Raw genomic sequence first — 25,119 nt, 5'->3', positions numbered from 1 at the left:
CCGCGTTCGCAAGGCGGCCGTTCGCCCCGTGCCGTGTCATCGGCATCGGTCCGGCGGCGCGATCGGGCTCAGTTGCAGCCGCAGCCACTGCCACCGACGCCACGACCGCCGTGCGCCGCTTCGCGCGAGAAAAATGTGTGCTCGGCCGCGGCGGTCGCGAGCGGGTCGCGGTCCGGGCGCATGGCATACTCGGTGAACGTCGCGCGCTCCCACGGCTGCACCCGCACCGTGCTGCAGCCGGCGCCGGCGAGCGCGAATCCGAGGAGCGTCAGCGCGCAACCAACGGCTTTGCGGTTGGAGTTTGTTTTCATGACGAGTTCCTCAGGCCTGCTCAGCCAAAAGTTTTTCAATCGACTGCTGCAATTCCCGCTCCGTCGCGGCCCCGTGGAAACCTTGATGAATCGATCGGACGCGCCCGTCGCGCCCGATCAGATAAGACGTCGGCATCGCCGGAACCTTGACTGCGCGCACGAGGTTCTGCGCCTGATCAAGCACGGTCGTGAACGGCGGCTGCCATTTCTTCACGAACGCGGCGTAGGCCGCCGGTTTTTCATCCACGCTCACGGCCACGATCACGAATCCTTTCTCCGCAAACGCCGTGTGGAGCCGGCTGAACGCCGGGAACGAGGCCTTGCACGGCGCACACCACGAGGCCCAGAAATCCACGAGCATCACGCGACCCGCCGAATCCGGCAGTTTGCCTTCGGTGAGTCCCATCGTCGCGAGGTTGGGAAATGCGTCGCCCACCGCGATCTGCGCCCGGGCCAAACCGGGCAGGCCCAAGAGCGCAAAAACCAGTGCGACGAATCCGCCGCGGAGGCCGCGCGCGAACGCGGCCGGGAAAGTGGAGCTAGGAAACGACATGGTTGAAGAATCCGCGGGTTTGCGCCCGGGCGCTTTCGGTGATGATCAGTCCCTCCGCGCCCGGGAACGACTGGATGAACTCGAGGCCTTTGGTCGCGCCCAGAATGAACGCGGTGGTCGACAGGATCCCCGCGTGCAGGCACGTGCCGGCGATCACCGTCGCTTGCCGGCAACCGTTCGCCACGGGGCGGCCGGTGCGCGGGTCGAGAATGTGTCCATAGCGGCGCCCACCGATCACAAATCTTCGCAGATAATCGCCGGAGGACGCGACGCCGCGGTTCTGCGTCAGCGCCATGCTCGCGGAGTGCGTGCCGGGCCGCTGCGGATCCTCTAGCCCGATGTGCCAGGCGGGTCGATCGGGCGGCCGGCCGATTCCGCGAAGATCATGCCCGAAATCCACCAGCACCCCGGTGATGCCGTGGTCGATCGCAATCTGCGCCACCACGTCCACAGCGTATTCCTTGCCGAAGCCGCCAAAATCCAGCGCCATCCCGGGCTGCGGTAGAAAAATCCGGCCTGGCTCGCGCTGCACCTGCATCCAGCCCACGAGCCGGTGCGCCGCCTCGACCGCAGCGTCGCTCGGGAGTTCGGGCTGTTCGGCTTTGTAATTCCAGAGCCGAATCAGCGGCAGCATCGTCGGATCGAGAATCCCCTGGGTGAGAAAATGCAGCGTGTCGCAGAGCGCGAGGAGTCGTTCCGCGTCGGCGTCGATTTCGACCCAGCTCATTCCGGCCGCAGCGTTGATGCGACTCACGAGACTGTCGGGCCGGAAGCGGGAATATTTCGCCTCAAAAGCCTGCACCCAGCCCAGCGCCGCCTGCTCAAACGCCGCGCCGCGCGCCGCATCATCACAGTCGTATTGGATTTCGCAGTGCGTCCCGAGTGCGCCGAAAGTCATCCGGCGCAGCGGGCAGTGCGGTGTCGCCGCCGTCGGCGCGCCATAGACGTGTGCCACGAGAGTCATGAAGCCCAGGCTCACCATGTGAGACGCACCCCGACGTTCACCAACACGGCGCGGGGATATGCGCTCGGGGAGGTGAGGCCGTCCCGGCCGCGCATCTCGTAGCGTTCAATCGAGGCATCGAGCTGCCAGTGCTCCGTCAGCGTCGCGATCGCCTTCAATCCATAGGTGGTGCTGCGCAGCGCGGAGAGCCGGTAGTCGGCGGAAAAGAACGGCCCGGCGGGATTCGGTCGCTCGCCCGGCAGGATGTTCGTGCCCTCGAGATCGATCCGATAAAAATCCGCCGCGCTCTGCTGGTAGTAGCGGATTCCCGGGCGCAGCGTCAGCCGCGCGCCGAGCTGCTGGAACCACGCGAGTTCGACGGTGTGAGCGTTGGTCCCGAAGCTGTCATGGAACCACCGGTAGTTCGCCTCGACCGCGCCGTGCAGCGCGGGATAGGCGCGATTCACCGCGGCATAAGCGGTCCATTTGTCGCGCTCGTCGGGTCGGTTTTCCCCGAACGTCCGCGGCAGCACGACACCGGGAAAAATTTCCACGCGTTTCTGGATGAGCCGGTACGGATCGGCGTGAAAGCCTTCGCTGTGGCCGTAACCGAGATTGAACACCACGGAGGTGCGCGCATCGAGCAGCTGGGTGACGCCGGCGATCAGATCCGTGGTGCGTTTCTTCGCGCGTTCCGTCTGGTAAAACACCTTGATGTCGTCGTCCGTGCCGGCGACGCCGAGCAGCAGCGTGGTGTTCTTCTGGTTGAAATCGGTCAGCGTGTTCAACGACCAGCCCGTGGAAACGTAATCGCTCTCGCGGCTGTTCGCGGCACCGAGGGTGACGCCGATGCGCGGAAACTGCCGGAAAAACTCGGCGCCCCACGCCTTGCGTCGGTCGTGAATCGTCGTCAGCGGCACGGGGCCGCCCGGCGTTTCCGGCGGCTGGCCGGTCGGGGTGGCGCCCGCGATCGCGTCGATCACGCCGTTGACCCGCAGCCGCATGTCGGTGCCGATCGTCTGCTCGACGAGGCCGTAGTGCGACCGCACCGCGATGCGGTCGCCAGATTCGCGGTAGTCCGCGAACTTGTAGCTCACACCCGTCTCCGCCTTCGCGGACCGTTGCGGCACGACGAGCCACAACAGCAGCAGCCACACGGCGCGGAGCGGGGGGAAGGAAGACGGACGAAGGCGCATGGCTGGGAATCGCTTCCGCCGCAGCCGGACCTGCGGACCAGCGCGCAGCGGATGGATCCGAAACTCGCCACACCACATCCGACCCTCAAGCGGCCAACCGTAACGCTTTGGTCAGACTCAGGAAGGTCGCCGTGGCACGGGCGTCTCGCCCGTGGATTGAACCGCAACGGCGGCAATAGGCGGCGTGCCCGATACATCGGCACCACCGGTCACACCAATGGCGCGACTACCGGATGATCTCGACCGACGACACGCGCAGTTGCGCGTTGAGCTGCGCCGGGTTGGCCCGATCGGCCGAAAGCGCGAACTGCTCGATCCCTAGGTAAGGCGAGCGACTCGTGAGCTCAAGGTAGAACCGTTTAAGCGGCTCCCACTCCACCCGCGAGAGGTTGACTTGAACCGTATGCACCGCGAACTGCCGGCTGCGCTCCGTCTGCGGCGTATCGTTGGTAAAACGAAGATTGTGCTCCCGCGCGAGCGCGCTGAGATCCGCGACGAGCCTGGTCTCGTCGAGCGTCTTGGCCGGATCGAGATTCTGCACCGCCTGCGTCGCGCCCGTTTCGATCGCCGACTGGCTGGCGAGCCACTGCGCCTGCTCGGCGAGATCGTTGGTGAGCGCGCGATGCGCCTGCCAGGAGCGGTTGGCGCGTTGCGCGAAATTCGAGAGCCACATGGCCACGCCCAGCGCCACGAACGCCACGAGCATGAGCTTCTCGCGCAACAGCCGGCCAATGAAGAAGGCTTTCAGGGTTCTCATTGCGTGGCGGGCTTGATGGTTCCGGGACGGAACGTCAGCGCGAAGCTGAAGTTCGTCACGTTGTCGCGCGCGCGCTGATCGAGCACGTCGACTTTCTCCAGGCCGGGATCGCTGCTCAACGCGGTGCGGAAGGCTGAGACCGACGCTGGATTCGGCGTCGTCGCCTCGACCGTGAGCCCGTAGAGTCCGACGGAGGACGTGCGCACCAGCGTGACGTCGGCCGGCTTCTTGCCGACCACGAAGGTGATCATTTCCAGCGGCAGCAGCCGCTTCGAGGACAGCTCGTTGATGCGGGTGGTCAGGCTCTGCGCCGACATGATCCGCTCGACGACCGGGCGCTGGGCGTCCGCCTGCGCGCGGCGGGTCTGCTGCCAGAGCCCGTTCGCGAACAGCGCCAGTTCGCCGATCCCGAGCAGCACGAGCACGCCCACCAACGCGAGAAACGTGCGCCACAACAGCAGGTCGCGCGCACGGGCACGGCGCAGCCCCGCCAGCGCTGACTTGTCGCGGACGTCGAGCGCGTGCGCCACCGCGAGCGGAATCCGCGAGCGAAAAGCCTCCGCGCGAAACACGAACTCGCGCTCGTTCAGCGACGACTCAGGCTCGGGCGCCGCCGCCAGCACGACCGCGCGGCTGTCGAACGCCTCGCGCAACAGCTCGCCGCGCGCCAGCACGAGTTCGGCTTCGGGCGCCTGCGGATCAACCGGCCGGAACGCGACTCGGACCGGCACCGGACCCTGCTCCCAGTACAGCGCCGTCAGGCCTTCGGCCGAAGGAATCACCACGGCCGTGCCCGGCTGCACGGTGCCGCCGAGCAGCGCGGCGAAGGCGGGGATCACCAGCTCGGCATTTTCCCACGCGGCGGTTTGCTCCGTGGAGAACCGACGGCGATAAGCCGCAAAGACCAGCACGCGCTCCGCGCCCGGCGGCCAGAAGAAACCGTGATACAGCTGCGCGGGCGGAAACGGCGACAGCGTCTCGAGCGCGAGCTCCACCTGGGCCGCGACGTCAGCCGGCGTCGCCCCCGCGTCCACCGGCAGCGAACGCGTGAAGAACATCGCGTCCGGCAGCAGCACCACCCGCGGCGGCGGCGGGCCGGCTTTCAGCAATCTGAGCAGGGGGAGGGTCATGCCTTCGGTTCCGGTGCAGGAACCCGAGAAAATTCAGCATTCTCGGTAATTTCCAAGAGCGTAAATGGATAGTTCAGTTTTTTCGAGTCCGCGGCCGTTTCCGTGGTCCCGGCGGCTGATGCGGTTTTGTCCCCGGTGCTCGAACCGGTTTCACTTGAGGTGGCAGGGTCGGCCATCGGCGGCACGAACTTCGCGCCGCCCGGCGGAGCGACGACCGCCGAGAGCTGAAACGCCGTGCCGCCTTCGCGCACGGTGAGGCGGATGCGCAGCGCGGCGATCTCCGTCCCGTAGCCGTTGGGCAAGGACGGGACGCCGAGAATTCCGGCAGCGTCCGCGGTCGTTTGAAAAAAACCCGGGCCCTGCTGCGCGCGATCGCCGGTGCCGTGCAGATAATCGTTCAGTTGCTGCTGCTGGAAACGATCGAGCGAACCGAGCGCGAGCACCGCGTCGCCCGCGGCGCCGTTCAGGTTGGTCTGCTTGAAATCCAGCAGCGACATCGTCGCGACGAACCGATGCCAGAGTTCGTTCGGCCGGCCGGTCTCGTCGAAGAACGTCTCCCGCACGACTTCGATCGCGGCCAGCTCCGAGAAGCTGCGCAGCGAACGCTGCGGCGGGCCGTAGGGCAGCTCCGCACGTTCGTAGTCTGACGTGCGCGCGCGCGTCGCGACGTGGTCCTTGCGCATCCATTCGAGCAGCGCGTCGGTCAGGTTTTCCGCGTCGCCCTTCGTGAGCCCCCACTCCTCGAACAGATTCACGAGCGTCGCCGCCTCCACGTGGGGGAGGGACAGCTTCCCGCTCTCGTCCTCGAAAGCGATCTCGACCTGCAATCCATCGCGCGGCGCCCAGCCGGCGAACTCCAGCGGATCGCCCCACCCCTCGGCCGGGCTGCGCCAGCCACCGTTGACCAGCCGAAAATCCTCAAGCACGGCGAGCGTCACCTCGAGCGCGGAGTAAGCCTCGCGCCGCAGCCGGTTCGAGGCGATCTCGCGCGCCTCGACCAAGAGGTCGTCCTCCGCTTTCTCGGTGAACGCGATCAGCGCCGTCGCCGCAAACAGCACGGTGACCAGCACGATCACGAGCACCGAACCGCGGGAGGATAATTTCGATTTTTGATTTTTGATTTTTGATTTCAGCCCCTGACCGGGCGCGCGCGAGCTACGCCTACGTGGCTGCGCGAATCCAAAATCGAAAATCGGAAATCGTAACTTCATCAGAAGTTCGGCAGCCCTTGGCCGGTCACGGCGGGGAGAATCACGAAGGTTTCGCGCGTCAGCTTGCCGTAGGTGAACGTCAGTCGGAGCCGCTGCGGCGTCTCCAGCCGGCTCTGGTTGTCGCGCCGCAGCTGCGGCTCGTCCTTCCAGTTTTTGAAGGCCGGATCGTAGTAGAGATAGCTCATCGCCGTGACGAGTGGCGTGATCTGCGTCTCCCGCGGTGGATCCTCGGCGAAGCGTTTCTCCAGGCGCGAATGCCAGAGCAGCCAGAGCCCGTCACGATCGCGGAACTGCAGCGAGCACACGACCTCCGGGAGCGGTCGGTCGGGCCAGGTGAAGAGCCGGCACCCCTCGCGCAGCTCGAAGGTCAGCAGGTTGTCGGTCGGCCCGTTGGCGGGGCGGATCTCCTGGGCCGTGATCGCCGTCGCTCCCTGCTCGGCCGAGGGCGGCAGTGCGGCGGAACGCAGTTCCTGCTCGAGAAAGCGCGTGACGGCGCGCACATGCTGGTCGAACAAGCGCACGTCGGTGTTGCGACCCCACAGCTCGCCCATCGAGAACACAAGCGAGTTGAGCGCGACCAGCACGAGCCCAACCAATGACAGCGCGAGCAGGATCTCGAGCAGCGTGAACGCCGCGCGCGGGCTCGGGCACGCCGGGCGAAAGACAGGGATGCGGCGCGACGATCTCATTTCAGCTTCGCCCGCAGTTCCAGGATACGCTCCTTGGCGTCGGCCCGGAGCTTGGCCGTGTCGACGCCTTCGGACCAGGTGGGCCGCAGCAGCATGAATTGCTCGGTCACCGCCGGTCGGCGGTCGGTGGATTTCGGCTCGTTGACCTCGCACACGAATTCCACGTGGAAGAGATCAGCGGTGCTCGTCGGCTCGATCGTCGCGCGCCAGACGACGCGTGCGCCGCCGGTACCTTCGAACGAGTCGCCCTCCTCCGCCTTCCGGCGATCGGGTTCGGCGAGCAGAAATGCCCGCGCAAACCGGACGTTGTCGTCGCGCAGCGCCGTGCGGTTCGCCGAGGCGTAGGCGTTGAGCACGTTGAGGTACGCCGACGCCAGCATCACCGCGGCCAGCGCAAACACCGCGAGCGCCACCAGCACCTCGAGCAAGGTGAAGCCGGCGGCGCGCCGGTGTAGCGGCCGCTGCGCCGCAGCTTTCGAAGCAAGGTGGAACGCGTTGCCCTCAACGCATTGGCGCGTTCGCTGCACCGGGTTGGGGGCAACGCGCTCCACCAGGAATGAGTCGGGCGCAGGCGGCATCACGAGGGTTAAGTCCGCTCGGTTTTCAGCACCGGCGCGCACGTCCACGGATCGATCGCGATCACGCGGGCCGGGCCCGTGGTGCGGAACTGCACCCGAAACGGCGTGCACGTGCCGTCGGGATAAAAGCTCACGCTCGGCAGCGTGCGCGTGTCGACGAGCTGGCCGCCGATCAGCACCGAGCCCCCGCTGGCCTGTGCCTGCAGCAGATCGATCGTGAGCTCACGCGAGGCGGCGGGAATCGGAAAACTCCGCCGGCCGCTCGGTTCCGTGACCACGAACTCCTTTTCCTTCGCGTCGAAACTCAGCGCGACCTCCTGCTGCGTGCGCAGGGCCGCGCGGCGCGCCTGCTGGCTCGCGGCCCAAAAGACCTCCTCGGGCGATTGCGGCTCGGTGTTCAGCAGGCTCACCGCCCCGGTAACCAAAGCACCCGACAGCAAGCCGATCAACGCGAGCGCCAAAAGGATCTCGAGCAGCGTGAACGCACGGCGCGTGCGTGCCGGGTACAAGCAGCGAGGAGGAAAACCCGGCACCGACGAAGGCCGGCTGCGTTCACCTGCACCAAGCACCATGCGTTACTTCTCCCCGGTCCAGTTGCCGATGTCGTCCTGCGTGCCCTCGGTGCGGTCCGGCCCCTTCGAGACGATGTCATAGCTCGTTTTGTTGTGGGTGCCCGGATAGCGATAGATGTAAGCGTCTCCCCACGGATCGAGCGGCAGCGTCGCCGGCTCCAGGTACGGGCCACGCCACTGGTCGGCGCGATTGGTCGGCGGGGTGATCAACGCCTGCAACCCTTCCGCCGTCGAAGGATAATCGCCCATGTGAATCCGGTAACTGGTCAGCGGCAGCTTGATCGATTGGCGCACGAAGAGCTCGGCGGTCTTCACCTGCGCGCCGCCAAAAATCGTGTCCAGATTGGTGACGGCCAGTCCGACGAGGAGTCCAAGGATCGCCAGCGCGATCATGATTTCGAGGAGCGTAAAGCCCCGGCGCAGCGAAGGCCGACGGCGGAGAAGAAGGCGGGAACGCAACATGAGCAGGATAGAATGACCCAGACGGGCAGGTTGTCGAGACGCCCGCCACTGGCGAAATGTTTCCTCGTTTCACACCCTGTCGGCGTGCCGTTGGCGCCCCCACCCGGACTTGAACCGGGATGCGCCCCGACTTCGTCGGGGCTGCTCTATCCTGAAGTCGAGCCCGCGAGATATTGCCGAGCCTTGGCCGGGTTCTTCCAGGATTTGAGCGTTCGTTCAAGGACACGTGCCTCATGGGCGTCCGCCAACGTGCGGGTCGCGATCAGCCGAAGTTCGCCCTTCATCCGGCGCGTCGTCTGCGTCCCACCGCAACGATGCTGCGCCAGGCGTTTGGCCAAATCTGCCGTTTCGCCGATGTAACAGCGCCCCGCTTCGTCCTGCAGCATGTAGACCCAGTGCATTTCTCACAGGCTGGCGCCCACAGGACTTGAACCGGGATGCGCCCCGACTTCGTCGGGGCTGCTCTATCCTGAAGTCGAGCCCGCGAGATATTGCCGAGCCTTGGCCGGGTTCTTCCAGGATTTGAGCGTTCGCTCAAGGACACGTACCTCATGGGCGTCCGCCAACACGCGGGTCGCGATCAGCCGCAGTTCGCCCTTCATCCGGCGCGTCGTCTGCGTCCCACCGCAACGATGCTGCGCCAGGCGTTTGGCCAAATCTGCCGTTTCGCCGATGTAACAGCGCCCCGCTTCGTCCTGCAGCATGTAGACCCAGTGCATTTCTCAGGCTGGCGCCCCCACCCGGACTTGAACCGGGATGCGCCCCGACTTCGTCGGGGCTGCTCTATCCTGAAGTCGAGCCCGCGAGATATTGCCGAGCCTTGGCCGGGTTCTTCCAGGATTTGAGCGTTCGCTCAAGGACACGTACCTCATGGGCGTCCGCCAACACGCGGGTCGCGATCAGCCGCAGTTCGCCCTTCATCCGGCGCGTCGTCTGCGTCCCACCGCAACGATGCTGCGCCAGGCGTTTGGCCAAATCTGCCGTTTCGCCGATGTAACAGCGCCCCGCTTCGTCCTGCAGCATGTAGACCCAGTGCATTTCTCAGGCTGGCGCCCCCACCCGGACTTGAACCGGGATGCGCGGTTTAGGAAACCGCTGCTCTATCCAGTTGAGCTATGGGGACCCACGGTGCCCTCGAAGATGGAGCGAACCGGTGCGATTTTGCATCCCAAAAATGCAGGTTGACATCACCCGGGCCGCCGCCTGTGTTTGACCCCCTTTTTCCGACATGAGCACCAACGAACAACCGCAGCACAGCCTCACCCCCGCCGAGATCCCGTTCACGGCGCCGAAAGAAACTGTCCGCGGCTACATCACCGACACCGGCAAGATCCTGCCGCGCAAATACACCCACCTTTCGGCCAAGCACCAGCGCGCGGTAACCAAGACGATCAAGCACGCCCGGAACATGCTCCTAGCGCAGTAAGGGTTGCGATTGCCAAACCACTTCAGGCCGGAGTCGATGGCTCCGGCCTTTTTCGTGCCATGACCCGTCCCGCCACTGCCCGCCTCTACCGCGGTACCCCGCGCAACCTGGCGCGGCTCGCGCGGATGCTGCGCGACGGCGAGCTGGTGGCGGTGCCGACTGAAACGGTTTACGGGCTCGCCGCCAACGCGCTGGATGCCCGCGCCTGCCGGAAGATTTTCCGGGCGAAGGGTCGCCCCGCGAACGATCCGTTGATCGTCCACATCCACGACCGGGCCCAGCTCGATCTGCTCGCCGAAACCAACTCCGCAGCCGAGCGGCTGGCGCGGGCGTTCTGGCCCGGGCCGTTGACGATGGTATTGCCCCGGCGTTCGATCGTGCCGGCTGTGGTTTCTTCCGGATTGCCCAGCGTCGCGGTCCGGATGCCGGCGCATCCTCTCTTCCGGCAGCTGCTGCGCCGCGCCGGCATGCCGGTCGCCGCCCCGAGCGCGAATCCGTTCGGCTACATCAGCCCGACCTCGGCCGCCCACGTACGAGCCGGGCTTGGCCGGCGGATTCCGGCCATTCTGGACGGTGGCGAGTGTCCGATCGGCGTTGAGTCCACCATCGTTGATCTCCGCGATCCGCGACATCCGCAGCTGCTCCGACCAGGGGCGGTCAGCCGCCGCGAGCTGGAAAGCGTGCTAGGGGTGCGGGTGCGGATGCCCACGCGCCGCACTGCGCCGCATGCGCCCATTTCGCCCGGCTTGCTTTCCCGCCACTACAGCCCCCGCACGCCGTCGCAGCTGCACGAACGGTTCTCGGCGCGCGAGGTCGGAGATTCCCGCGTGGACGAAGCCTGGATCTTCGTCGCCCGTCCGGCGGGAGTGAGCGGGGAGAATATTTTCTGGCTGAGCGAACGTGGCTCGCTCCGGGAAGCGGCGCGCCGACTTTTCCACACGCTGCGGCTGGTCGACGCGCAGCGGTTCAAGCGGCTGCATTTCGAACGCGCCCGCGGCGGCGGCCTGGCCGACGCCATCAACGACCGGCTCGCGCGCGCTGCCGGACGCGGCTGATCGCCGCGCCGCTCAGCGCACCTCGGCTTCCTCGTCCTTCGCCATCACGACGTAGTAGTCCTTGTAGGATTTGTCGTAATACTGCGCGTAGTAGTAGCCGGAAACGGTCAGGTTGAGCCCGTTGAGTACGGCACCGACGCAGGGTACGTTCGCATCGAGGAGCTTCTTGGCGCAGAACTGCGCCGCTTTTCGCCGGACCTTGTTGAAGAAGATGGTGAAGATCGAGCCGTCGACGAGCGGCAGCACGATCAGCGCGTCGCTCACGGCCGCGAGCGGCGGGGTGTCGAAAAACACCCGGTCGTAGCGCTTGCGAAGATCGGAGACCATCAGCTCGAAATTCTTGCTGTTGAGCACCTGCGTCGGATTCTTGGCCCGGCCGCCGGCGGCGATGACATCGAGATTCGGCTGGAGGTTGCGCTGGACGACCTCGTCGATCGTCGCGGTGCCGTTGCAGACGTCGATCACGCCGCGCAGATTCTCCACCCGAAATGATTTGTGGATGTTCGGCTTGCGCAGATCGCAGTCGACGATCGCCACGCGCTCGCCGTGCGCGGCAAAGGTCAGCGCGAGATTGGTGGTGATGAAGGATTTTCCCTCGCCCGGGATCGTGCTGGTGGTCAGCAGGCACTTCGCGTTCTTGGTGTCGTCCTTCAACCGCAGGCTGGAATGCAACGTGAGGAAGGCCTCGGACACCTGCCGGTCGGCGTTGTTGACCACGATCTGGGCCTTCTCCGGCTGCTCCATGCGCTTGATCTGGGGAATGATTCCGACCAGCGGCAGCCCGACCACGCCCTCAATATCGAACGAGCTCTTTACCCGGTCATCGATGTAGGCGACGAAGAACGCGAACGCGAGGCCGAGGCCAAGCCCGCCGACCAGCCCGAGCGCGAGGTTCAGCGCGACCTTCGGGGACGACGGCCGCAACGCCGGCAGCGCGTGATCGACGATGCGAGCATTCTGGGTCTCGATCGTGCTCGTCATCGAGGTTTCGCGGGTGCGCGCCAGGATGGTCTGCAGGATCTGCTCGTTGATCCGCAATTCGCGGGCCATGTTGTCGTACTCGACGCCGTAGCGATCGATCATGAGCGACTCGGCCTCCTGCGCGGAAAGCTGCGCGCGCGCCTCCTGGTCGTTGCGCAGGGCCGTCTGGTATTCGGATTCGATCGCGGCCTCGGCGGTGCGGATCGCCTTGTCGAGCTCGCGCTGGGTCTGGTTCACCAGATTCGTCGCCTCGATCATGCGCGGGTGTTTTTCGCGGTAGCGATCGCGCAACTGCGCCATGGCGATTTTCTGCGCCGACAATTGCTGCTGCAGTTGCGCGATCAACGGCTGGCTCGCGGCGATGAAGGGCAGCTCGGTGAGGTCGCCCTTCGTCGCGCGGCGTTCGCGCACCTGCTTGAGCCGCACGTCCGCATCGGCGAGGCGCGAGGTGGTCTGCGTGACCAGCATGTTCAGCGCCTTCAGCTTCTCGGTGACGATGTCCTTCCGCTCATCGAGCGAGACGAGATTACTTTTGGCGCGGTAAGCCTGCAGGTTCATCGCGAGCTCGTCGACCTTCTTGCGCTGTTGCTCCACCCGCACCTTGAGGTCCTCGACGGCCTTCATCGATTCGTCGATGCGCACGCGGGCGTTGTAGTTGATATACTCGTCGACGAACATGTTGGCGATCTTCGCCGCGAGCTGCGGGTCCGTGTGCTGATACTGCACCACGATGATCAACGTCAGCCGTTGCGGGATGATCTTGCGGTTCCGCATCAGCACGACGTCCGCGGTGAGCGGCTCGGTCTCGTCCGCCTCGGATTTATATGGCGCGAGGAAGTCTGCCAGTTCCTTGCCGGACAGGCGCGCCGCCACCTTCTGGACGATGGTCGCGCTCTCCAGGATCTTGACCTGCGTGTTCAGATCCTCCGCGGAGCGGATTTCGTTATCCATCACCGCCTGGACCTGCATGATCGTCGGATCCCGCCGGAAGACCTGCACGCTGGCGCTCGACTGATAGATCTTCGGCCGACTGAGCGTGTAAACCAGCGCCGACGAGAAAACGACGAGGAAGACGACGATGATATACCAGATGCGTTCGCGCAGGATCAGCAGGTAGTCCTGTAGGGTCCGGTGGACCGGCGACTCCTCCCCGTAGCCATAGCCGTAGCCGGGAGCCGAATAGCCGGGATAGCCGGCATTCGGGTGATTGCCGTCCGTGCTCGGCGCGGGTGGTTTGGTCTCCTGCTCCATGTTCGATTAAAGGATACGTTCCGGCACGAAAATCACATCATCCTGCACGAGCGGCCAGTTGGCGCTCGTGTTGCCCTCGATGATGTCGTCCGCGTTGATGATGTAGGTGTTGACCTTGCCCTCGATCGTACGGGTCAGCTTCACCTTCCGGCGATCGGCCAGCCGATTGAAACCGCCCACGCGCGAAATCGCGTCCAACAGCGTCAAACCCTGCTCCTGCGGGAAGAGCACCACGCCGGGGGTGGTGACCGAGCCGATGACGTTGACGCTGCGCTTGGCGTATTCGAGGACGAACACGTTCACCTGCGGGTTGACGACGTAGTCATGGTCGTAGAGATCGCGGATCTCCTCCTGCAGTTGGCGGACGTTCTTGCCCTTGGTGGTGATGGCGCCGATCAGCGGCAGATTGATCGTATTCTCCTGGGAAATGCGCACCTCGCGCGTGAGGTCCTCTTCCTGGAAAATCTGCACCCGGAGCAGGTCGGAAGGGAGCAGCACATAGTCCGACCGGCTTACACTCGGCGCCGTGGACGACGCTGACGAACTTTCCGACGACGCGGCGCCAGCGGACTGTACCCAACAGGTGAAAACCGCCAGCCAGAGACCTCGAGTGAAGCGGGAAGCCATAGAAACAAAAGCGGAAGAAGACCGGAACGATCTTCTTCCGCTTTCCAAGAGTGACGCAAGCTCAGCGAACTAGAAGCGAAGATTCGCCGCGAGGCTCACCACGCTGTTGTCGAAGTCGGAGGTGTCCAAATCCGACTTGTTCGAGCGCAGCGCGAGCGCGCCGGTGATCTGCAGGTACTCGTTCACCTTGTAGGTGGCGCCGATCTGACCCTCCATGTAGTCGTCCGTGCGGGCCTTCGCCGTCATGCCGCCTTGCGCGTAGTAATTGATGGCCCGATAGGATGCGCCGATCAGCACGCTCCACTCATCCGAGATATTGCTGATGGCCGAGCCGCGGATCGTGAGGTTCTTCTGCTGGTTGCCTTGCGAGTTGGCATCAAAGTCGTTGCTGACGCCGAACTGCAGGGTCGACTTGGGGGAGACCGCGTAGCTCAGACTCGAATCGATCCCGAGCAGGGTCTTGTCGTCGAGATCCGGGAGCCCCTTGTGGTGGCGGAAATTGCGCTGGGTCACGCCGACGTGCACCTGGCCGGTAAGCTTCGGGGTGAACTCACCGCGCGCACCGACCGTGACCGCGTGATCCTTCGAGTCGTAGCCGTGCTGCAACCAGGATTGGCGATAGCGATACGTCAGCGCCATATCGACCTTGGGCGTCATCTCGTAGTAGTAGCTCACCGGGATCGTCCCGACCTTGCTGTCGCTAAAGCCGATCCGCTTGTAGTTCGTGCCCGTGTATTGCACGCCCACCGCCACGCTGGATTTTTCGGAAACGTTCACCTCGCTCTGGCCGCCGATCGCGAACACGTCGCGCCGGATCAGCGCATCGCCGTTCGACCGCACGTCCACCGTGTTCTGGTTGATCTCGTTGAAGCTCGCGTTGAAGGTGCTCTTCGCCTTGCCGTCGTCGTAGGCGGCGTTGAACGCGGTGGAGAAGAGGTTCGAGTTCAGGTCGCTGTGGTCGGAGTAGTTCGCGAAACTCTCCACCACCGACCAAGTCCCCTGCAGCATGCTGGAGCGACCAAACACCAGCTGCACGCCCGGATTGATGTCCCAGATCGTGTCGCTCTGGGCATCCGGGGTCATGAAAATGTTGTCGTCGGCCCGCACACCGAGGGTGCCGGTCAGAAAAATTTCAGCGTTGTCGCTGATGGCAAGAAAGGGAGCGGCGTAGGCGCCCGTCGTCAGCAGAGCCGACACGGCAATAAGGCGTGTGATCTTCATGATCGCAGTGAGTTGAAGTTGGAGGGCTGGAAGCCGACCCTACCCATCAGGGGATAGCTCGCGCACTCATGCTGTGTGTGCAGACGAGGAGCTACGTTACCCCCTTTAAGGCGGTTGGTGTGAAGTCGACCCGTTACTTAAACCACCATCGGGGGGCCACAAGCAAGGCATATTTTATGCGAATGCCGGGCCACAAAACTCTGTATAGCAAGTGGCTTCGCCACTTTAGACGGCCATTCCGATTTGATGACACAGTTCGTCGCTGCTCGCGTAAGCTTGTCCCGAGTGTGCGCGCCTCCGCCGCGTCGGTCCGGACGCATCGCCCGGCCGTCCCTGAAATCTGCCTAGGGGTTATCCCTGTATCGGGCGAGTTCGGCGAGGAGCCGATCATTCTGCTGCGGCGTCCCCACCGTCACCCTCAACCACTCGGGCATCGCATAGGGTTTCAGCGGGCGCACGATGACCCCACGGCGTTGCAGGGCGTCGAACACGCGCGCGCCGTCGCCCACCCGCACCACGAGGAAGTTCGCCACGCTCGGCACATATTCGAGTCCGAGCTTGCGGAAGCCCGCTTCGAGTTGGCGCAGCCCGGCCAAGTTCGCGTCGCGACAGCGCGTGGTGAACTCGATGTCGTCGAGCGCCGCCACCGCCGCGGCCTGGGCGATGGCGTTCACGTTGAACGGCTGCCGCACACGATTGAGCAGGGCGATCGTCTCCGCCGCCGCGTAGCCGTAACCAATCCGCAACGACGCGAGCCCGTAGATCTTTGAAAAAGTCCGCAGGCAGATGACATTGCGGCCCTCCCGGAGCAGCGGCCGCAGATCGGGTGCCTGGGGAATATATTCCGCATACGCCTCGTCGAACACGGCCACGACGTGCTCCGGCAGCGAGCGGGCGAAGGTCAGCAGCTCTTCCTCGGTGTTCGCGGTGCCTGTCGGGTTGTTGGGGCTGCACACATATACCAGCTTCGTCCGCGGCGTGATCGCGGCGCGGATCGCCGGCAGGTCATGGCGGTGATTCACGAGCGGCACCTCGACGGCTTTTCCGCCGAACACCAACGTCACGAGCTTGTAAACGACGAACGCCGGCGAACCCATCACCACCTCGTCGCCCGCGCCGATCAGCGCGTGCCCGAGCAGCTCGATGATCTCATTCGAGCCGTTGCCAATGATGAACTGATCCGGCGCGAGTCCGCGCACCTGGGCGAGTTTCTCGCGCAGGGCGAAACAGCCGCCGTCGGGATAAAGTTCGCCCTCCCCGAGCGCCAAATTGGCGGCCGCGACGGCTCGCGGCGACGGGCCGAACGCGTTTTCGTTCGACGCGAGCTTGATGATGCCCGCCGGGTCCAACCCCAGCTCGCGGGCCACCGTTTCGATCGGCTTGCCCGGTTCATAGACCGGCTGCGTGAGCACCGCGGGTTTGACGAGCGCCTGAAAATTCATGCTCCCACGAATGAACGGGAACCGCTGCAAATGAAAGCGGGTTTTGCCTCGCGATTTCCGCGAGCCACGTCAGTTGCGCCAAATTCCCCTCGCCCTCTGCCCTTCCCGCGGCCGCGCCGGACCGCACCTCGCGGGTCAGCTGCGTTTCGTACACCGAATCCGGCTGGGCACGCGCACCACGCGCATGCCCGCGGCCGCCGCCGCCTTGAAGCCCGGCTCGGCATCCTCGAATACCAGGCATCTTTCCGGTGCCACGCCGATCAGTTTGGCCGCGAGCAGGAACATGTCCGGCGCCGGTTTGCCGTGGACCACGTCGTCTGCCGTGACGACGGCCTTGAACAAGGGCGCCAAGCCCGCGAGCTCCAATGAGCGCCGCACGATGTCGCGCGGCCCACCGGACGCGATCGCCATCGGGTGCGTGGCGGCGGCCTTGCGTGCAAACTCCACCGTGGGCGCAATCAGCTGCGCGTCCTTTTGCAGCTCGGTGAACAGCGATTCTTTTTCGTGAAACACGCGCTGCGCGTCGATCTTCAGCCCGTAATGCGCCGCAATCAGCTCGGCCACCCGCCGCGTCGGCACCCCGCCGAGCGAGTAAAACAAGTCCTCGTCCAGCGCCACCGTTAATCCAGCGCGTCGCATCGCCTCGTCCCAAGCCCGATAGTGCAGCGGCATGGTGTCGATGAGCGTGCCATCCAAATCGAAAATGTAGCCGGCGAAATCGCCGGGCGGGATTTCCAGTTTCATGAAACCGGCGAACGCACTCCGAAACACTCGCCGACGCAATGGCAAACCCACGACCGCTCCCGCGACCTTCCGTCGCCCGGCGCATCTCACTGTTCCGTCATGGGCGAGACGCCCATGCCACGTGGCACAGGCGTCCCGCCCGTGGTTTGCCGGATACGGGTATTCGCGTGTGTCAGCTCGCCGCGCAGCCGCAGCAACAGCCCGCCAAGGCGGCTGCCGGCGGCACCGGAGCCTTCGCCACTTGGCCCGGTCGCTCTGGCTTGTTCCGCGACCGGGACATGACCTGCAACAGCAGCTGGCGCGCTTGATCGTCGATCGGCCACGCCCGTGGGCCGTAAAGCCCCCAGGAGCTGATCGCAAACACGGCGTTCACATACTCCAGCCACGCCTGCCAGCGCGACGGGCGCGGATCTGCTCGTTCAGTGTCGTTCGTCTTCATCTTTTGCCTCTTGTTGAGGATCACGGAAAGAAGGTATGGCAGTCCAGTAGGGCGCGGATTCCGCTCCCCGCCGCGAGCACCTCTGGTCGTCGCGGCGGCGAGGGGATTCGCCGCCCCACCTCGGCGTCACTTCGCCGGATAATTTTCATTAAGCACGCTCCGTCGCCGTTCGTTTCTGCGACTCTCCACAACGCTCACGCCGCTCGCAGCCAATGAGCTTGCCGCTCCGGTCGAATTCCAGCCGGCAGCACTCCTGCAGCTTCGTCTTCAACATCGCCCGGCCGCGACGCACGCGCGACTTCACCGCGGTGAGCGACAGGTCGAGCCGCAGCGCGATCTTCGCAAGCGGCAGGCCCTCCAGCTCCGCCAGCCGCACCGGCACGCGATAACACTCCGGCAGCTCCTCCAAAAACCGCTGCGTCGAAAGCGCGAGCGCCTGCCGCAACGCCTCGATCTCGTCGACCGATTCCGCCGCCATCGTCTCCGGCAATTCTTCGCTAGGCCGCTGCCGGCGGTAATGATCCACCAGGGTGGTGCGCGCGATCCGATACAGCCACGCCTCGAGTCGCTGGCCGTCGCGGAGCGTTTCCCGGGACCGGAAGACTTTCAGGAGCGTTTCCTGCGTGAGGTCATCCGCGGTCGCTTCGTCGCGCACCCGCCGGCGCACGAACGCCCGCAGCTTGGTCGAAAACTCCGTCACCGCCGCATCGAACTCGGTCACGCTCATGCGCTCCGCCTTTCGCGCGAGAGGCAGGCGGCCATCGACGGACAGAGCCCGCGAAACTCGGCGGTCGCCGCAATGCCCGCTGGCGCCTCGTTGCGCGGCGTCACGCGGAAACCGCGCTTTCTAAAAAACTCCTCGGCTGTCGTCGTGAGCAGCCACCAGCGCTGCACACCCCAGCCGGCCGCCTCGTTTTCGATCCGCCGCACCAACGCCTCGCCTAATCCGGCGCGGCGCGCCCCCAGGTCGACGACGAGCGAGCGCAGCAACGCGTCCTCGCCAATCACCTCGGCCCCCACTGCGCCGATCACCTGCTGGCCGCGCCGCGCCACCAGGAAACGATTCAGGTGCGGCGCGAAATCCTCGTGCGGCAGCCCGGCCGCACCCAACAGTTCACCGATCGACGCGCCATCCTGCGGCTGCGCAGGCTCGATCGAAAAGATGCCTTCTCGTGATGAAGCCGCGTCCTGTAGGGCGAGGGCTCCCGACTCCGCCGTATTTGGCGCGACGGCGGGGTGCGGAGACCCCGCCCTACAATTCTGCGCAGACCCGCTCATTTTTGGGCTTTATACGCGGTGATGAACGCGCTCACCACAAAATCCGCGGCGCTGGCATCGTCCGTCCACTGGGCGATGTAGGCCCGCGAACTTTCCTTCGGCACGATCTCGATCCGCTCGAATCCGGCGGCCGTCAGCAGCTGACGCAGCTCGTCCACCAGCGTCGCTCCGCCCACACACGCACCGATCGAACTCAGTTTCGCCTTCATCTCCGCCGGCAGCGGCTTCAGTGCCACGACGTCCGCAATCGCCAGCCGACCGCCTGGTTGCAGCACGCGAAACGCTTCGCGGAACACCCGCGCCTTTTCGGGCGAAAGGTTGATCACGCAGTTTGAAAGGATCAGATCCACCGAGGTATCCGCCACCGGCAGCGCCTCGATCTCGCCCAGTCGGAACTCGACATTGGCGAAACCGCTTTTCGCGGCATTCGCCCGCGCCTTGGTGATCATCGCGGGCGTCATGTCGACGCCGATCACGCGACCGGTGCCGTTCAGCTGCCGCGCCGCGAGAAAACAGTCGAAGCCCGCGCCGCTGCCCAGATCGAGCACGGTCTCGCCCGGCCGGATCGAGGCGATCGCGAGCGGATTGCCGCAACCCAGCCCGAGATCGGATCCGGCGGGGGCTGCCGCGAGCTGCTCGGCGGAGTAGCCGAGTTTCTCGCCGTAGTTCTCTTTCGTTCCGCCGCAGCAGCCGGTGGCGCTGCAGCCGCAGGTTTCGTCGGCCTGCTCCGCGATCGCGCCATAGCGCTCACGCACGAAGTTCCGAATTTGTTCGATGTCGGGAAGGATGGTTTCAGCCATGTTGTATTGGGTTCAATCCTGCTGACGCGAGTCGCCGCGATCGGACGCAAAGTTTTTTTCCCGGCCCCGCCGCCGACCAGCGGAAACCCGCAGGGGGCGATCGGTTTCGCCCCGATTTCCCCTTCGCAGGACTCGCGTTACCTTCTCGTCCGTGGCATTATCCGCCGCTCTTACCCCATGAAAAAATACCTCGTCGAGTTCATCGGCACGTTCTTTCTCGTTTTCACCGTCGGCCTGGCCGTGCGCCAAGGCGCCGCGCTTGCCCCGCTTGCCATCGGCTCGGTGCTGATGGTGATGATCTTCGCCGGCGGACATATCTCCGGCGGTCACTTCAACCCGGCCGTCACGCTCGCCGCGTTCCTGCGCGGCCGTTGCGAGCGACGCGACGTGGTGCCCTACTGGATCGCGCAGTTTCTGGCCGGCCTCGTCGCAGCGCTGCTGGTAAACGTCGTGCTCCAGGGCCGAGTCGACCCGAGCGTGATCGCCCAGCACCCCCGGCTCGCCTCGTTCATCGTCGAGTTCCTCTTCACCTTCGCGCTCTGCTGGGTGGTGCTCAACGTCGCCACCTCGAAAAACACCATGGGCAACTCCTTCTACGGGCTCGCCATCGGCTTCACCGTGCTGGTGGGCGCGATCACCGTCGGCGGCATCTCCGGCGGCGCCTTCAATCCCGCCGTCGGCCTCGGGGTGTTCACCATGGGGCTCGAATCGTTTGCCCAGTTCGGCGTGTATTTGGTCTCCGAGTTCGCCGGCGCCGCCGTCGCGGCCCTGGCCTATCGGTTGATCAACGGGCTCGACTGAGCAGAGCAGTAGTGATGGGGCCAGGCGCCCGCGAAAGGCGCGCGCCGCCGCCGGACCTGATCGAGGGCCGGCTCGCGACGCCTGCCATCCTCTACCATCTGGGGTCTGACCAAAACGGTGTTACAGGTGTAACACCGTTTTGGTCAGCCCGGGAAACAAGCCACGTGCCGTTGTCCGGGCAATCCCGGATCAGCGCATGCCGCGATGCAGCCGGCCGGCCGGTTTCGGCGCCGCGGCCGAGATCTCCGCCAGCGCTTTTTCGTCAAACAGCGCCGAGTAAATGTAGGGGAAGCCTTCGACCTTCTTGCGCTCCACTGCCATGCCCATGTAACGCTCGATCGACCGCGCGTCGCGCACGTCTTCCTCCGTGACCAGCGTGAACGCATCGCCCGTGTGGTGCGCGCGGCCGGTCCGGCCGATCCGATGCACGTAGTCTTCCGGATTCTCCGGCACGTCGTAGTTGATCACGTGCGAGACCCCCGCGATGTCGAGCCCGCGCGCGGCGATGTCCGTCGCCACGAGCACCTCGAACTTGCCGCTCTTGAAACCGTCCAGCGCCTCGATGCGTTCGCGCTGGCTGCGGTCCGAGTGCATCACGCCCACCGTGTGCCCCTTGGTCTTCAGCCGGTGCGCAATCCGGTCCGCGCCCATCCGCGTGCGACAGAAGATCAGCACGCTCTTGAACTCCGTCCGCTCCAGCAGCAGCTGCAGCAGATCGAATTTCTGCGAAGCCACCACGGGATAAAAGCCGTGCGACACCGTCTCCGCCGGCGAACGCACGCGGCCGATCTCCACCTTGGTGGGATTGTGCAGCGCCCAGCCGGCGAGTTGCTCGAGCTCCGGCGGCAGCGTGGCCGAGAAGAACAGCGTCTGCCGCGCCTTGGGGCAGCGCTGCACGATCTTCCGCACGTCCGGCAGAAAGCCCATGTCGAGCATCCGGTCGACTTCGTCGAGCACGAGAATCTCCACATCCTCGAGCGAGCAGTTGCCCTGCCCCAGGTGATCCAGCAGCCGGCCTGGCGTCGCCGCGAGGATGTCCATGCCGCGCTTCAGATCGCTGGTTTGCTTCCCGTAACCGACGCCGCCGTAAACGATGGTCACGCGCAGATCGGTAAACTTCGCAAATTTGTGAAAAGCCTCCTCCACCTGCAGCGCCAGTTCGCGCGTCGGCTCGAGGATCAGGCAGCGCAGCCGCCCGTGCGTGCTCAGCCGCTGGATGATCGGCAGCGCGAACGCTGCGGTCTTGCCCGTGCCCGTTTGGGCCGAACCAATGACGTCGCCGCCCTTCAGCACGATGGGGATCGCCTGCGCCTGGATCGGCGTCGGCTCTACGTAGTCCATCTTCTGCACGGCATACGCCAACGCGTCCTGCAAACCGAGTTTGCTGAACGCCGTATCCATCTTCGGCACCGCGATCGGCACCGTCGGTTTCACCGCCTCGTGCCCCGGATGCTCGTAGGGCTCCGCGTGCGAGGGCCGTTCCGCGCGCGCTCCATGCCCCCGCGCCGGCTCGCTGCCGAAACGGTCGCGTTGGCCCCTGCCGCCGCGGCGACGGCGGCGTCCGCCCTGTCCCTCTTCGTCCCGGCGGCCATGGGCCTCGCGGGCCGGTTGCGCACCGCCGTGCGTTCGGCCGGACTCCGGCGACTTGCCACCTCCGTGCGCGGAGCGTGGTTCGTGGCGAGGCGTGCCGTGGGATTTGGCCGATGAAGGACGTTTGTCACCCGCTGCAGCGGGCTTCGACGACGGCGAAGGGGCGATAGTCTGCCGTAGCTTCGCGAAAATTTTCTTTAACATGAGTGCTTGTAGAGCCGCCAAACTCGTCGAATCGCTCCGGTTTGCAATCCCCGATATCCTCATCCCACGGCCCGCCGCCGTTTGACTCCCGCGCAAGCCACACTTCCGTGCACGCAACCCGATGCCAGGCAATTCGCGCTTCGCCGTCAGTCTGCACATCCTCGCCTACCTGGTTTATCGGGCCGGTGCGGCGGTGCCATCGGCGGAGATCGCCCGGAGCGTCGACACCAACCCGGTGGTGATTCGCCGGCTGTTGTCCGCACTCGCCAAGGCCGGCCTCGTCACCGCCCACAAGGGAGCCACGGGCGGCTTCGCCATCGCCGCAGCGCCCGAAGCCATCACCTTGCTCGACGTTTACCGCGCCGTCGAACCCGCGCCTGATCAGGGCCTGCGCCATTTTTCGCCCAACCCGGGTTGCCCCGTCGGGGCGCGGATGGAACGCATCCTCCATCGCGTGCTCGGTGAAGCGCAGGCCGGGATGGAAGCGGCGCTCCGCCGAGTCACCCTCGCCGATATGCACGCCGAAATCGGCGCCGGCATAACCTCCGCCGCGCTGCGACGCGCGCATGCGAGCTGAACCGCCGGCCCGCGGCGCCCTGCGCGCTCCGAACGATCAGAGGTTGTCTTTGATCTTCTCCAGGATCGCGATCGACAGCGGCTCGTCGCCGAATACTCCCACGCGGATTTCCACCTTGGTGAGGTTGCGCGCCGCATTCGCCAGCTGGATCTCGATCTTCTTGTCCGCCGCGTTGCGCGCGGTGATGACGGCGTTCAACGCGTCCTTCTTTTCGCTGATCTTGGCCAACTGCAGCTGAGTCAGCGCACGGTTCGTAGCACGCACCGCGTTTTCGAAATCGGCCGAAAGGTTCGTCTGGAGTTCACCGCGAACCCAGGCCACGGCCGCACCAGCCCCGGCCCCTGCCGCGACGGCGACACAGCCGGTCATGCCCGCCACGACGGCGAGCGAAACAGCCAACGAAAGAAGCGCGACAACACGCACCGGAGATTTGGTTTTCATGGTTTGACTGGAGTGGCCACTGACCCGATCGGCAGTAGGTTGTTCACAATCTTCGTCTCCCGCAACTGATCTGTTCCGCCAGCACTTGGCGGTCGGTGTGCGGGCCCGCCCAGCCACTGCCATTGACACGGCTCCGCGACTGACCGGTCTGGTGCGATGCGCCTCGAGCTCCGCTCCGCCACCGACAAGGACGTTCCCCTGATCCTCGACTTCATTCGCGCCCTTGCCCGCTACGCGAAGATGCTCGACGAGGTCCGCGCGACGGAGGCGCAACTACGCGCCACGCTATTCGGCCCCAAACCGGCGGCAGAGTGCGTGCTCGCCTTCGCCGACGGCGGGCCGGCGGGTTTCGCCGTTTTCTTCACCAACTATTCCACGTTCCTCGCCCAACCCGGGCTCTACCTCGAAGATCTCTTCGTGCAGGAGGAATTTCGCGGTCGTGGCATTGGCAAGGCACTGTTGGTCCATCTGGCCCAGCTCGCCAATGCGCGCGGCTGCGGCCGGATGGAGTGGACGGTGCTCGACTGGAACGAGTCCGCCATCGAGTTCTATCACCGCCTCGGCGCACAACGCATTCCCGATCAGCGGATCTGCCGGCTCTCCGGCGCTGCGCTCGCGCACTACCGCTAAACTCCTCCTCAGCCAACCGAGCGCTTCAATGTAGGGCGGGCTCTCCCGACCCCGCCGGGGAAATCGATCGAGGCGGCGGGGTCAGGAGACCGCGACCTACCAGAACTAACCTTGTCGCGGATCATCCCGCGAACTCCCTGGACCGCACGAATACGCGCGCGACTGCGTCTACCACGTGCTAAGGGAGCGTGCTACGCTGCGTCGATGAAGCTTCCGCTCTACTGGATCGACGCGTTCACCGACCGCGTTTTTTCGGGCAACCCCGCAGCCGTGGTCCCGCTCGACACTTGGCCCGACGCCGCGGTCCTCCAGCGAATCGCATTCGAGAACAGGCTTTCGGAAACGGCATTCGTCGTCCGCACCGGCGCGGCACGGCTTCACCTGCGCTGGTTCACGCCCGCGCTCGAAGTCGATCTGTGCGGCCACGCCACGCTCGCCACCGCGTTCACCTTGTTCACGCAGCTGGGTCAGTCAGGCAATCAAATCGTATTCGACACCAAAAGCGGCCCCCTGACCGTCGCGCGTCGCCCGGACGGCAAGCTGGAGATGGATTTTCCCGCACGCACGGCCATGCGCCTGGATCCGGCCGAAGTGCCCGCCCCGATGCGCGAAAGCCTCGCCGGCACACGGCCGGCCGAGTGGCTGAAGGTGACCACGCACGCGCACTACGTCGCGCTCTTCGCCACCGAAGCCGAGGTGCGCGCGCTGCGTCCGGATTTCCCGAGAATAGCCAGTCTCGGCGATGCGCGACTGCTCGCCACCGCGCCCGGCACCGACTGCGATTTCGTTTCCCGCTATTTCGCGCCGGGCGCCGGCATCAACGAGGACCCGGTCACCGGCTCGGCGCATGCGACGCTGGTGCCCTACTGGGCCGGCCGACTCGGCGAGACGATCCTACATGCGCGTCAGGTTTCCGCGCGAGGCGGCGAGCTCTGGTGCGAACACGTGCCCGGTCGCGGCACCGCCGAATCGCGCGTGCGAATCGCCGGCCAAGCCGTGCTCTACCTCCGCGGCGAGCTCAACCTGCCCTGAACCGGAGGAAGGTGGAGCGCGTTGCCTTCACCGCGCTCCTTGCAGCCGCACGGCCGGCGCCGTGGCGGAACGCGTCCGACAATCCTACGGTGGCACGGGCGTCCCGCCCGTGGACGGCCCTCCGCGCCGCAACGCCTCGCCCGCCCTCCGCCATGTTCCGACTGCGAACCTAGCCGCG

The 25,119-nt window shown here is 65.4% G+C and carries 31 protein-coding genes and 1 tRNA gene; 6 read left to right on the top strand and 26 right to left on the bottom strand.

The window, feature by feature from the left end:
• Positions 1 to 68: 68 nt before the first annotated feature.
• The 15 genes from OTER_RS08175 to OTER_RS08105 form a co-directional block, all read right to left on the bottom strand.
• Complete coding sequence (locus OTER_RS08175) at positions 69 to 311, bottom strand: DUF4266 domain-containing protein (protein WP_012374434.1); 243 nt, start codon at positions 309 to 311, stop codon at positions 69 to 71.
• A gap of 10 nt (positions 312 to 321) precedes the next feature.
• Positions 322 to 864, bottom strand: a complete 543-nt coding sequence (locus tag OTER_RS08170; protein ID WP_012374433.1) for a TlpA family protein disulfide reductase — start codon at positions 862 to 864, stop codon at positions 322 to 324.
• Positions 851 to 1,828, bottom strand: coding sequence for an FAD:protein FMN transferase (locus OTER_RS08165; protein ID WP_158305390.1), 978 nt, complete (start codon positions 1,826 to 1,828; stop codon positions 851 to 853). Before OTER_RS08165 ends, OTER_RS08170 begins: the two co-directional genes overlap by 14 nt.
• An 11-nt stretch (positions 1,829 to 1,839) precedes the next feature.
• The gene (locus OTER_RS08160) at positions 1,840 to 3,003 is read right to left on the bottom strand and encodes a DUF3570 domain-containing protein (protein ID WP_012374431.1); all 1,164 of its coding nucleotides are present in this window, start codon (positions 3,001 to 3,003) and stop codon (positions 1,840 to 1,842) included.
• A gap of 226 nt (positions 3,004 to 3,229) precedes the next feature.
• Positions 3,230 to 3,760, bottom strand: a complete 531-nt coding sequence (locus OTER_RS08155) for a hypothetical protein (RefSeq protein ID WP_012374430.1) — start codon at positions 3,758 to 3,760, stop codon at positions 3,230 to 3,232.
• Entirely contained in the window at positions 3,757 to 4,890 is a 1,134-nt protein-coding gene (locus tag OTER_RS08150; RefSeq protein WP_012374429.1) for a hypothetical protein, read from the bottom strand. Before OTER_RS08150 ends, OTER_RS08155 begins: the two co-directional genes overlap by 4 nt.
• Positions 4,887 to 5,972, bottom strand: a complete 1,086-nt coding sequence (locus tag OTER_RS08145) for a type II secretion system minor pseudopilin (protein WP_237702466.1) — start codon at positions 5,970 to 5,972, stop codon at positions 4,887 to 4,889. Before OTER_RS08145 ends, OTER_RS08150 begins: the two co-directional genes overlap by 4 nt.
• A 128-nt stretch (positions 5,973 to 6,100) precedes the next feature.
• Positions 6,101 to 6,790 carry a prepilin-type N-terminal cleavage/methylation domain-containing protein gene (locus OTER_RS08140; protein ID WP_012374427.1) on the bottom strand — a complete coding sequence of 230 codons (690 nt, stop codon included), beginning with the start codon at positions 6,788 to 6,790 and terminating at the stop codon, positions 6,101 to 6,103.
• Positions 6,787 to 7,368 (bottom strand): prepilin-type N-terminal cleavage/methylation domain-containing protein, encoded by a 582-nt coding sequence (locus tag OTER_RS08135; RefSeq protein WP_012374426.1) that lies wholly within the window; start codon positions 7,366 to 7,368, stop codon positions 6,787 to 6,789. The genes OTER_RS08140 and OTER_RS08135 overlap by 4 nt, the downstream gene beginning before the upstream one ends.
• A gap of 8 nt (positions 7,369 to 7,376) precedes the next feature.
• Complete coding sequence (locus tag OTER_RS08130; protein ID WP_044891656.1) at positions 7,377 to 7,877, bottom strand: GspH/FimT family pseudopilin; 501 nt, start codon at positions 7,875 to 7,877, stop codon at positions 7,377 to 7,379.
• A 66-nt stretch (positions 7,878 to 7,943) separates the two neighbouring features.
• Positions 7,944 to 8,402: a type II secretion system major pseudopilin GspG gene (gspG, locus tag OTER_RS08125; protein WP_044891655.1), complete on the bottom strand. Its 459-nt coding sequence runs from the start codon at positions 8,400 to 8,402 to the stop codon at positions 7,944 to 7,946.
• 146 nt (positions 8,403 to 8,548) lie between these two features.
• Entirely contained in the window at positions 8,549 to 8,803 is a 255-nt protein-coding gene (locus tag OTER_RS08120; RefSeq protein ID WP_012374423.1) for a GIY-YIG nuclease family protein, read from the bottom strand.
• Positions 8,804 to 8,866: 63 nt separating this feature from the next.
• Positions 8,867 to 9,121, bottom strand: coding sequence for a GIY-YIG nuclease family protein (locus tag OTER_RS08115; protein ID WP_012374422.1), 255 nt, complete (start codon positions 9,119 to 9,121; stop codon positions 8,867 to 8,869).
• Positions 9,122 to 9,185: 64 nt separating this feature from the next.
• Positions 9,186 to 9,440, bottom strand: a complete 255-nt coding sequence (locus tag OTER_RS08110) for a GIY-YIG nuclease family protein (RefSeq protein WP_012374422.1) — start codon at positions 9,438 to 9,440, stop codon at positions 9,186 to 9,188.
• A 9-nt stretch (positions 9,441 to 9,449) separates the two neighbouring features.
• A tRNA-Arg gene (locus OTER_RS08105) sits at positions 9,450 to 9,525 on the bottom strand.
• A gap of 105 nt (positions 9,526 to 9,630) precedes the next feature.
• On the opposite strand from OTER_RS08105, the gene rpsR reads away from it, so the two are divergent.
• Entirely contained in the window at positions 9,631 to 9,828 is a 198-nt protein-coding gene (gene rpsR / locus OTER_RS08100; RefSeq protein WP_012374421.1) for a 30S ribosomal protein S18, read from the top strand.
• A 59-nt stretch (positions 9,829 to 9,887) separates the two neighbouring features.
• On the top strand, positions 9,888 to 10,883 hold the full coding sequence (locus OTER_RS08095; RefSeq protein ID WP_012374420.1) for an L-threonylcarbamoyladenylate synthase: 996 nt from the start codon (positions 9,888 to 9,890) through the stop codon (positions 10,881 to 10,883).
• A gap of 12 nt (positions 10,884 to 10,895) precedes the next feature.
• Here the strand turns inward: OTER_RS08095 and OTER_RS08090 are convergent, their stop codons facing one another.
• The 9 genes from OTER_RS08090 to OTER_RS08050 all read right to left on the bottom strand — a co-directional run bounded on the left by OTER_RS08090 (position 10,896) and on the right by OTER_RS08050 (position 19,666).
• On the bottom strand, positions 10,896 to 13,115 hold the full coding sequence (locus OTER_RS08090) for a GumC family protein (protein WP_012374419.1): 2,220 nt from the start codon (positions 13,113 to 13,115) through the stop codon (positions 10,896 to 10,898).
• A 6-nt stretch (positions 13,116 to 13,121) separates the two neighbouring features.
• On the bottom strand, positions 13,122 to 13,712 hold the full coding sequence (locus OTER_RS08085) for a polysaccharide biosynthesis/export family protein (RefSeq protein ID WP_425496019.1): 591 nt from the start codon (positions 13,710 to 13,712) through the stop codon (positions 13,122 to 13,124).
• A gap of 99 nt (positions 13,713 to 13,811) precedes the next feature.
• On the bottom strand, positions 13,812 to 14,963 hold the full coding sequence (locus tag OTER_RS08080) for an outer membrane beta-barrel protein (RefSeq protein ID WP_012374417.1): 1,152 nt from the start codon (positions 14,961 to 14,963) through the stop codon (positions 13,812 to 13,814).
• Positions 14,964 to 15,307: 344 nt separating this feature from the next.
• Complete coding sequence (gene hisC, locus OTER_RS08075; protein ID WP_012374416.1) at positions 15,308 to 16,405, bottom strand: histidinol-phosphate transaminase; 1,098 nt, start codon at positions 16,403 to 16,405, stop codon at positions 15,308 to 15,310.
• 135 nt (positions 16,406 to 16,540) lie between these two features.
• Positions 16,541 to 17,149 carry an HAD family hydrolase gene (locus OTER_RS08070; protein WP_012374415.1) on the bottom strand — a complete coding sequence of 203 codons (609 nt, stop codon included), beginning with the start codon at positions 17,147 to 17,149 and terminating at the stop codon, positions 16,541 to 16,543.
• Positions 17,150 to 17,321: 172 nt separating this feature from the next.
• On the bottom strand, positions 17,322 to 17,612 hold the full coding sequence (locus OTER_RS08065; RefSeq protein WP_044891653.1) for a hypothetical protein: 291 nt from the start codon (positions 17,610 to 17,612) through the stop codon (positions 17,322 to 17,324).
• A 124-nt stretch (positions 17,613 to 17,736) separates the two neighbouring features.
• The gene (gene sigZ / locus OTER_RS08060) at positions 17,737 to 18,315 is read right to left on the bottom strand and encodes an RNA polymerase sigma factor SigZ (protein ID WP_012374414.1); all 579 of its coding nucleotides are present in this window, start codon (positions 18,313 to 18,315) and stop codon (positions 17,737 to 17,739) included.
• The gene (gene arsN2 / locus OTER_RS08055; protein ID WP_012374413.1) at positions 18,312 to 18,866 is read right to left on the bottom strand and encodes an arsenic resistance N-acetyltransferase ArsN2; all 555 of its coding nucleotides are present in this window, start codon (positions 18,864 to 18,866) and stop codon (positions 18,312 to 18,314) included. Before arsN2 ends, sigZ begins: the two co-directional genes overlap by 4 nt.
• Entirely contained in the window at positions 18,863 to 19,666 is an 804-nt protein-coding gene (locus OTER_RS08050) for an arsenite methyltransferase (RefSeq protein WP_012374412.1), read from the bottom strand. Before OTER_RS08050 ends, arsN2 begins: the two co-directional genes overlap by 4 nt.
• Before the next feature lie 177 nt (positions 19,667 to 19,843).
• On the opposite strand from OTER_RS08050, the gene OTER_RS08045 reads away from it, so the two are divergent.
• On the top strand, positions 19,844 to 20,467 hold the full coding sequence (locus tag OTER_RS08045) for an MIP/aquaporin family protein (RefSeq protein ID WP_012374411.1): 624 nt from the start codon (positions 19,844 to 19,846) through the stop codon (positions 20,465 to 20,467).
• Positions 20,468 to 20,656: 189 nt separating this feature from the next.
• Here OTER_RS08045 and OTER_RS08040 read toward each other — a convergent pair whose 3' ends face one another.
• Positions 20,657 to 21,868, bottom strand: coding sequence for a DEAD/DEAH box helicase (locus OTER_RS08040; RefSeq protein ID WP_012374410.1), 1,212 nt, complete (start codon positions 21,866 to 21,868; stop codon positions 20,657 to 20,659).
• Between the two features lie 514 nt (positions 21,869 to 22,382).
• Between OTER_RS08040 and OTER_RS08035 the strand changes: the two genes are divergently transcribed.
• A complete protein-coding gene (locus OTER_RS08035) occupies positions 22,383 to 22,838 on the top strand; it encodes an RrF2 family transcriptional regulator (protein WP_012374408.1) in 456 nt (151 codons plus the stop codon).
• Positions 22,839 to 22,874: 36 nt separating this feature from the next.
• Here OTER_RS08035 and OTER_RS08030 read toward each other — a convergent pair whose 3' ends face one another.
• Positions 22,875 to 23,279 carry a DUF3568 family protein gene (locus tag OTER_RS08030; protein ID WP_012374407.1) on the bottom strand — a complete coding sequence of 135 codons (405 nt, stop codon included), beginning with the start codon at positions 23,277 to 23,279 and terminating at the stop codon, positions 22,875 to 22,877.
• A 156-nt stretch (positions 23,280 to 23,435) separates the two neighbouring features.
• Here OTER_RS08030 and OTER_RS08025 point away from each other — a divergent pair, with 156 nt between their 5' ends.
• Together OTER_RS08025 and OTER_RS08020 are read left to right on the top strand one after the other, a co-directional pair.
• Positions 23,436 to 23,909 carry a GNAT family N-acetyltransferase gene (locus tag OTER_RS08025; protein WP_012374406.1) on the top strand — a complete coding sequence of 158 codons (474 nt, stop codon included), beginning with the start codon at positions 23,436 to 23,438 and terminating at the stop codon, positions 23,907 to 23,909.
• 204 nt (positions 23,910 to 24,113) lie between these two features.
• On the top strand, positions 24,114 to 24,941 hold the full coding sequence (locus OTER_RS08020; RefSeq protein ID WP_012374405.1) for a PhzF family phenazine biosynthesis protein: 828 nt from the start codon (positions 24,114 to 24,116) through the stop codon (positions 24,939 to 24,941).
• The last annotated feature ends 178 nt before the right edge of the window (positions 24,942 to 25,119 follow it).

It is taken from the genome of Opitutus terrae PB90-1 (assembly GCF_000019965.1).
Classification (GTDB): domain Bacteria; phylum Verrucomicrobiota; class Verrucomicrobiia; order Opitutales; family Opitutaceae; genus Opitutus; species Opitutus terrae.
Note: the sequence above shows the minus strand (reverse complement) of the source record. Positions and strands in the feature narration are given on the sequence as shown.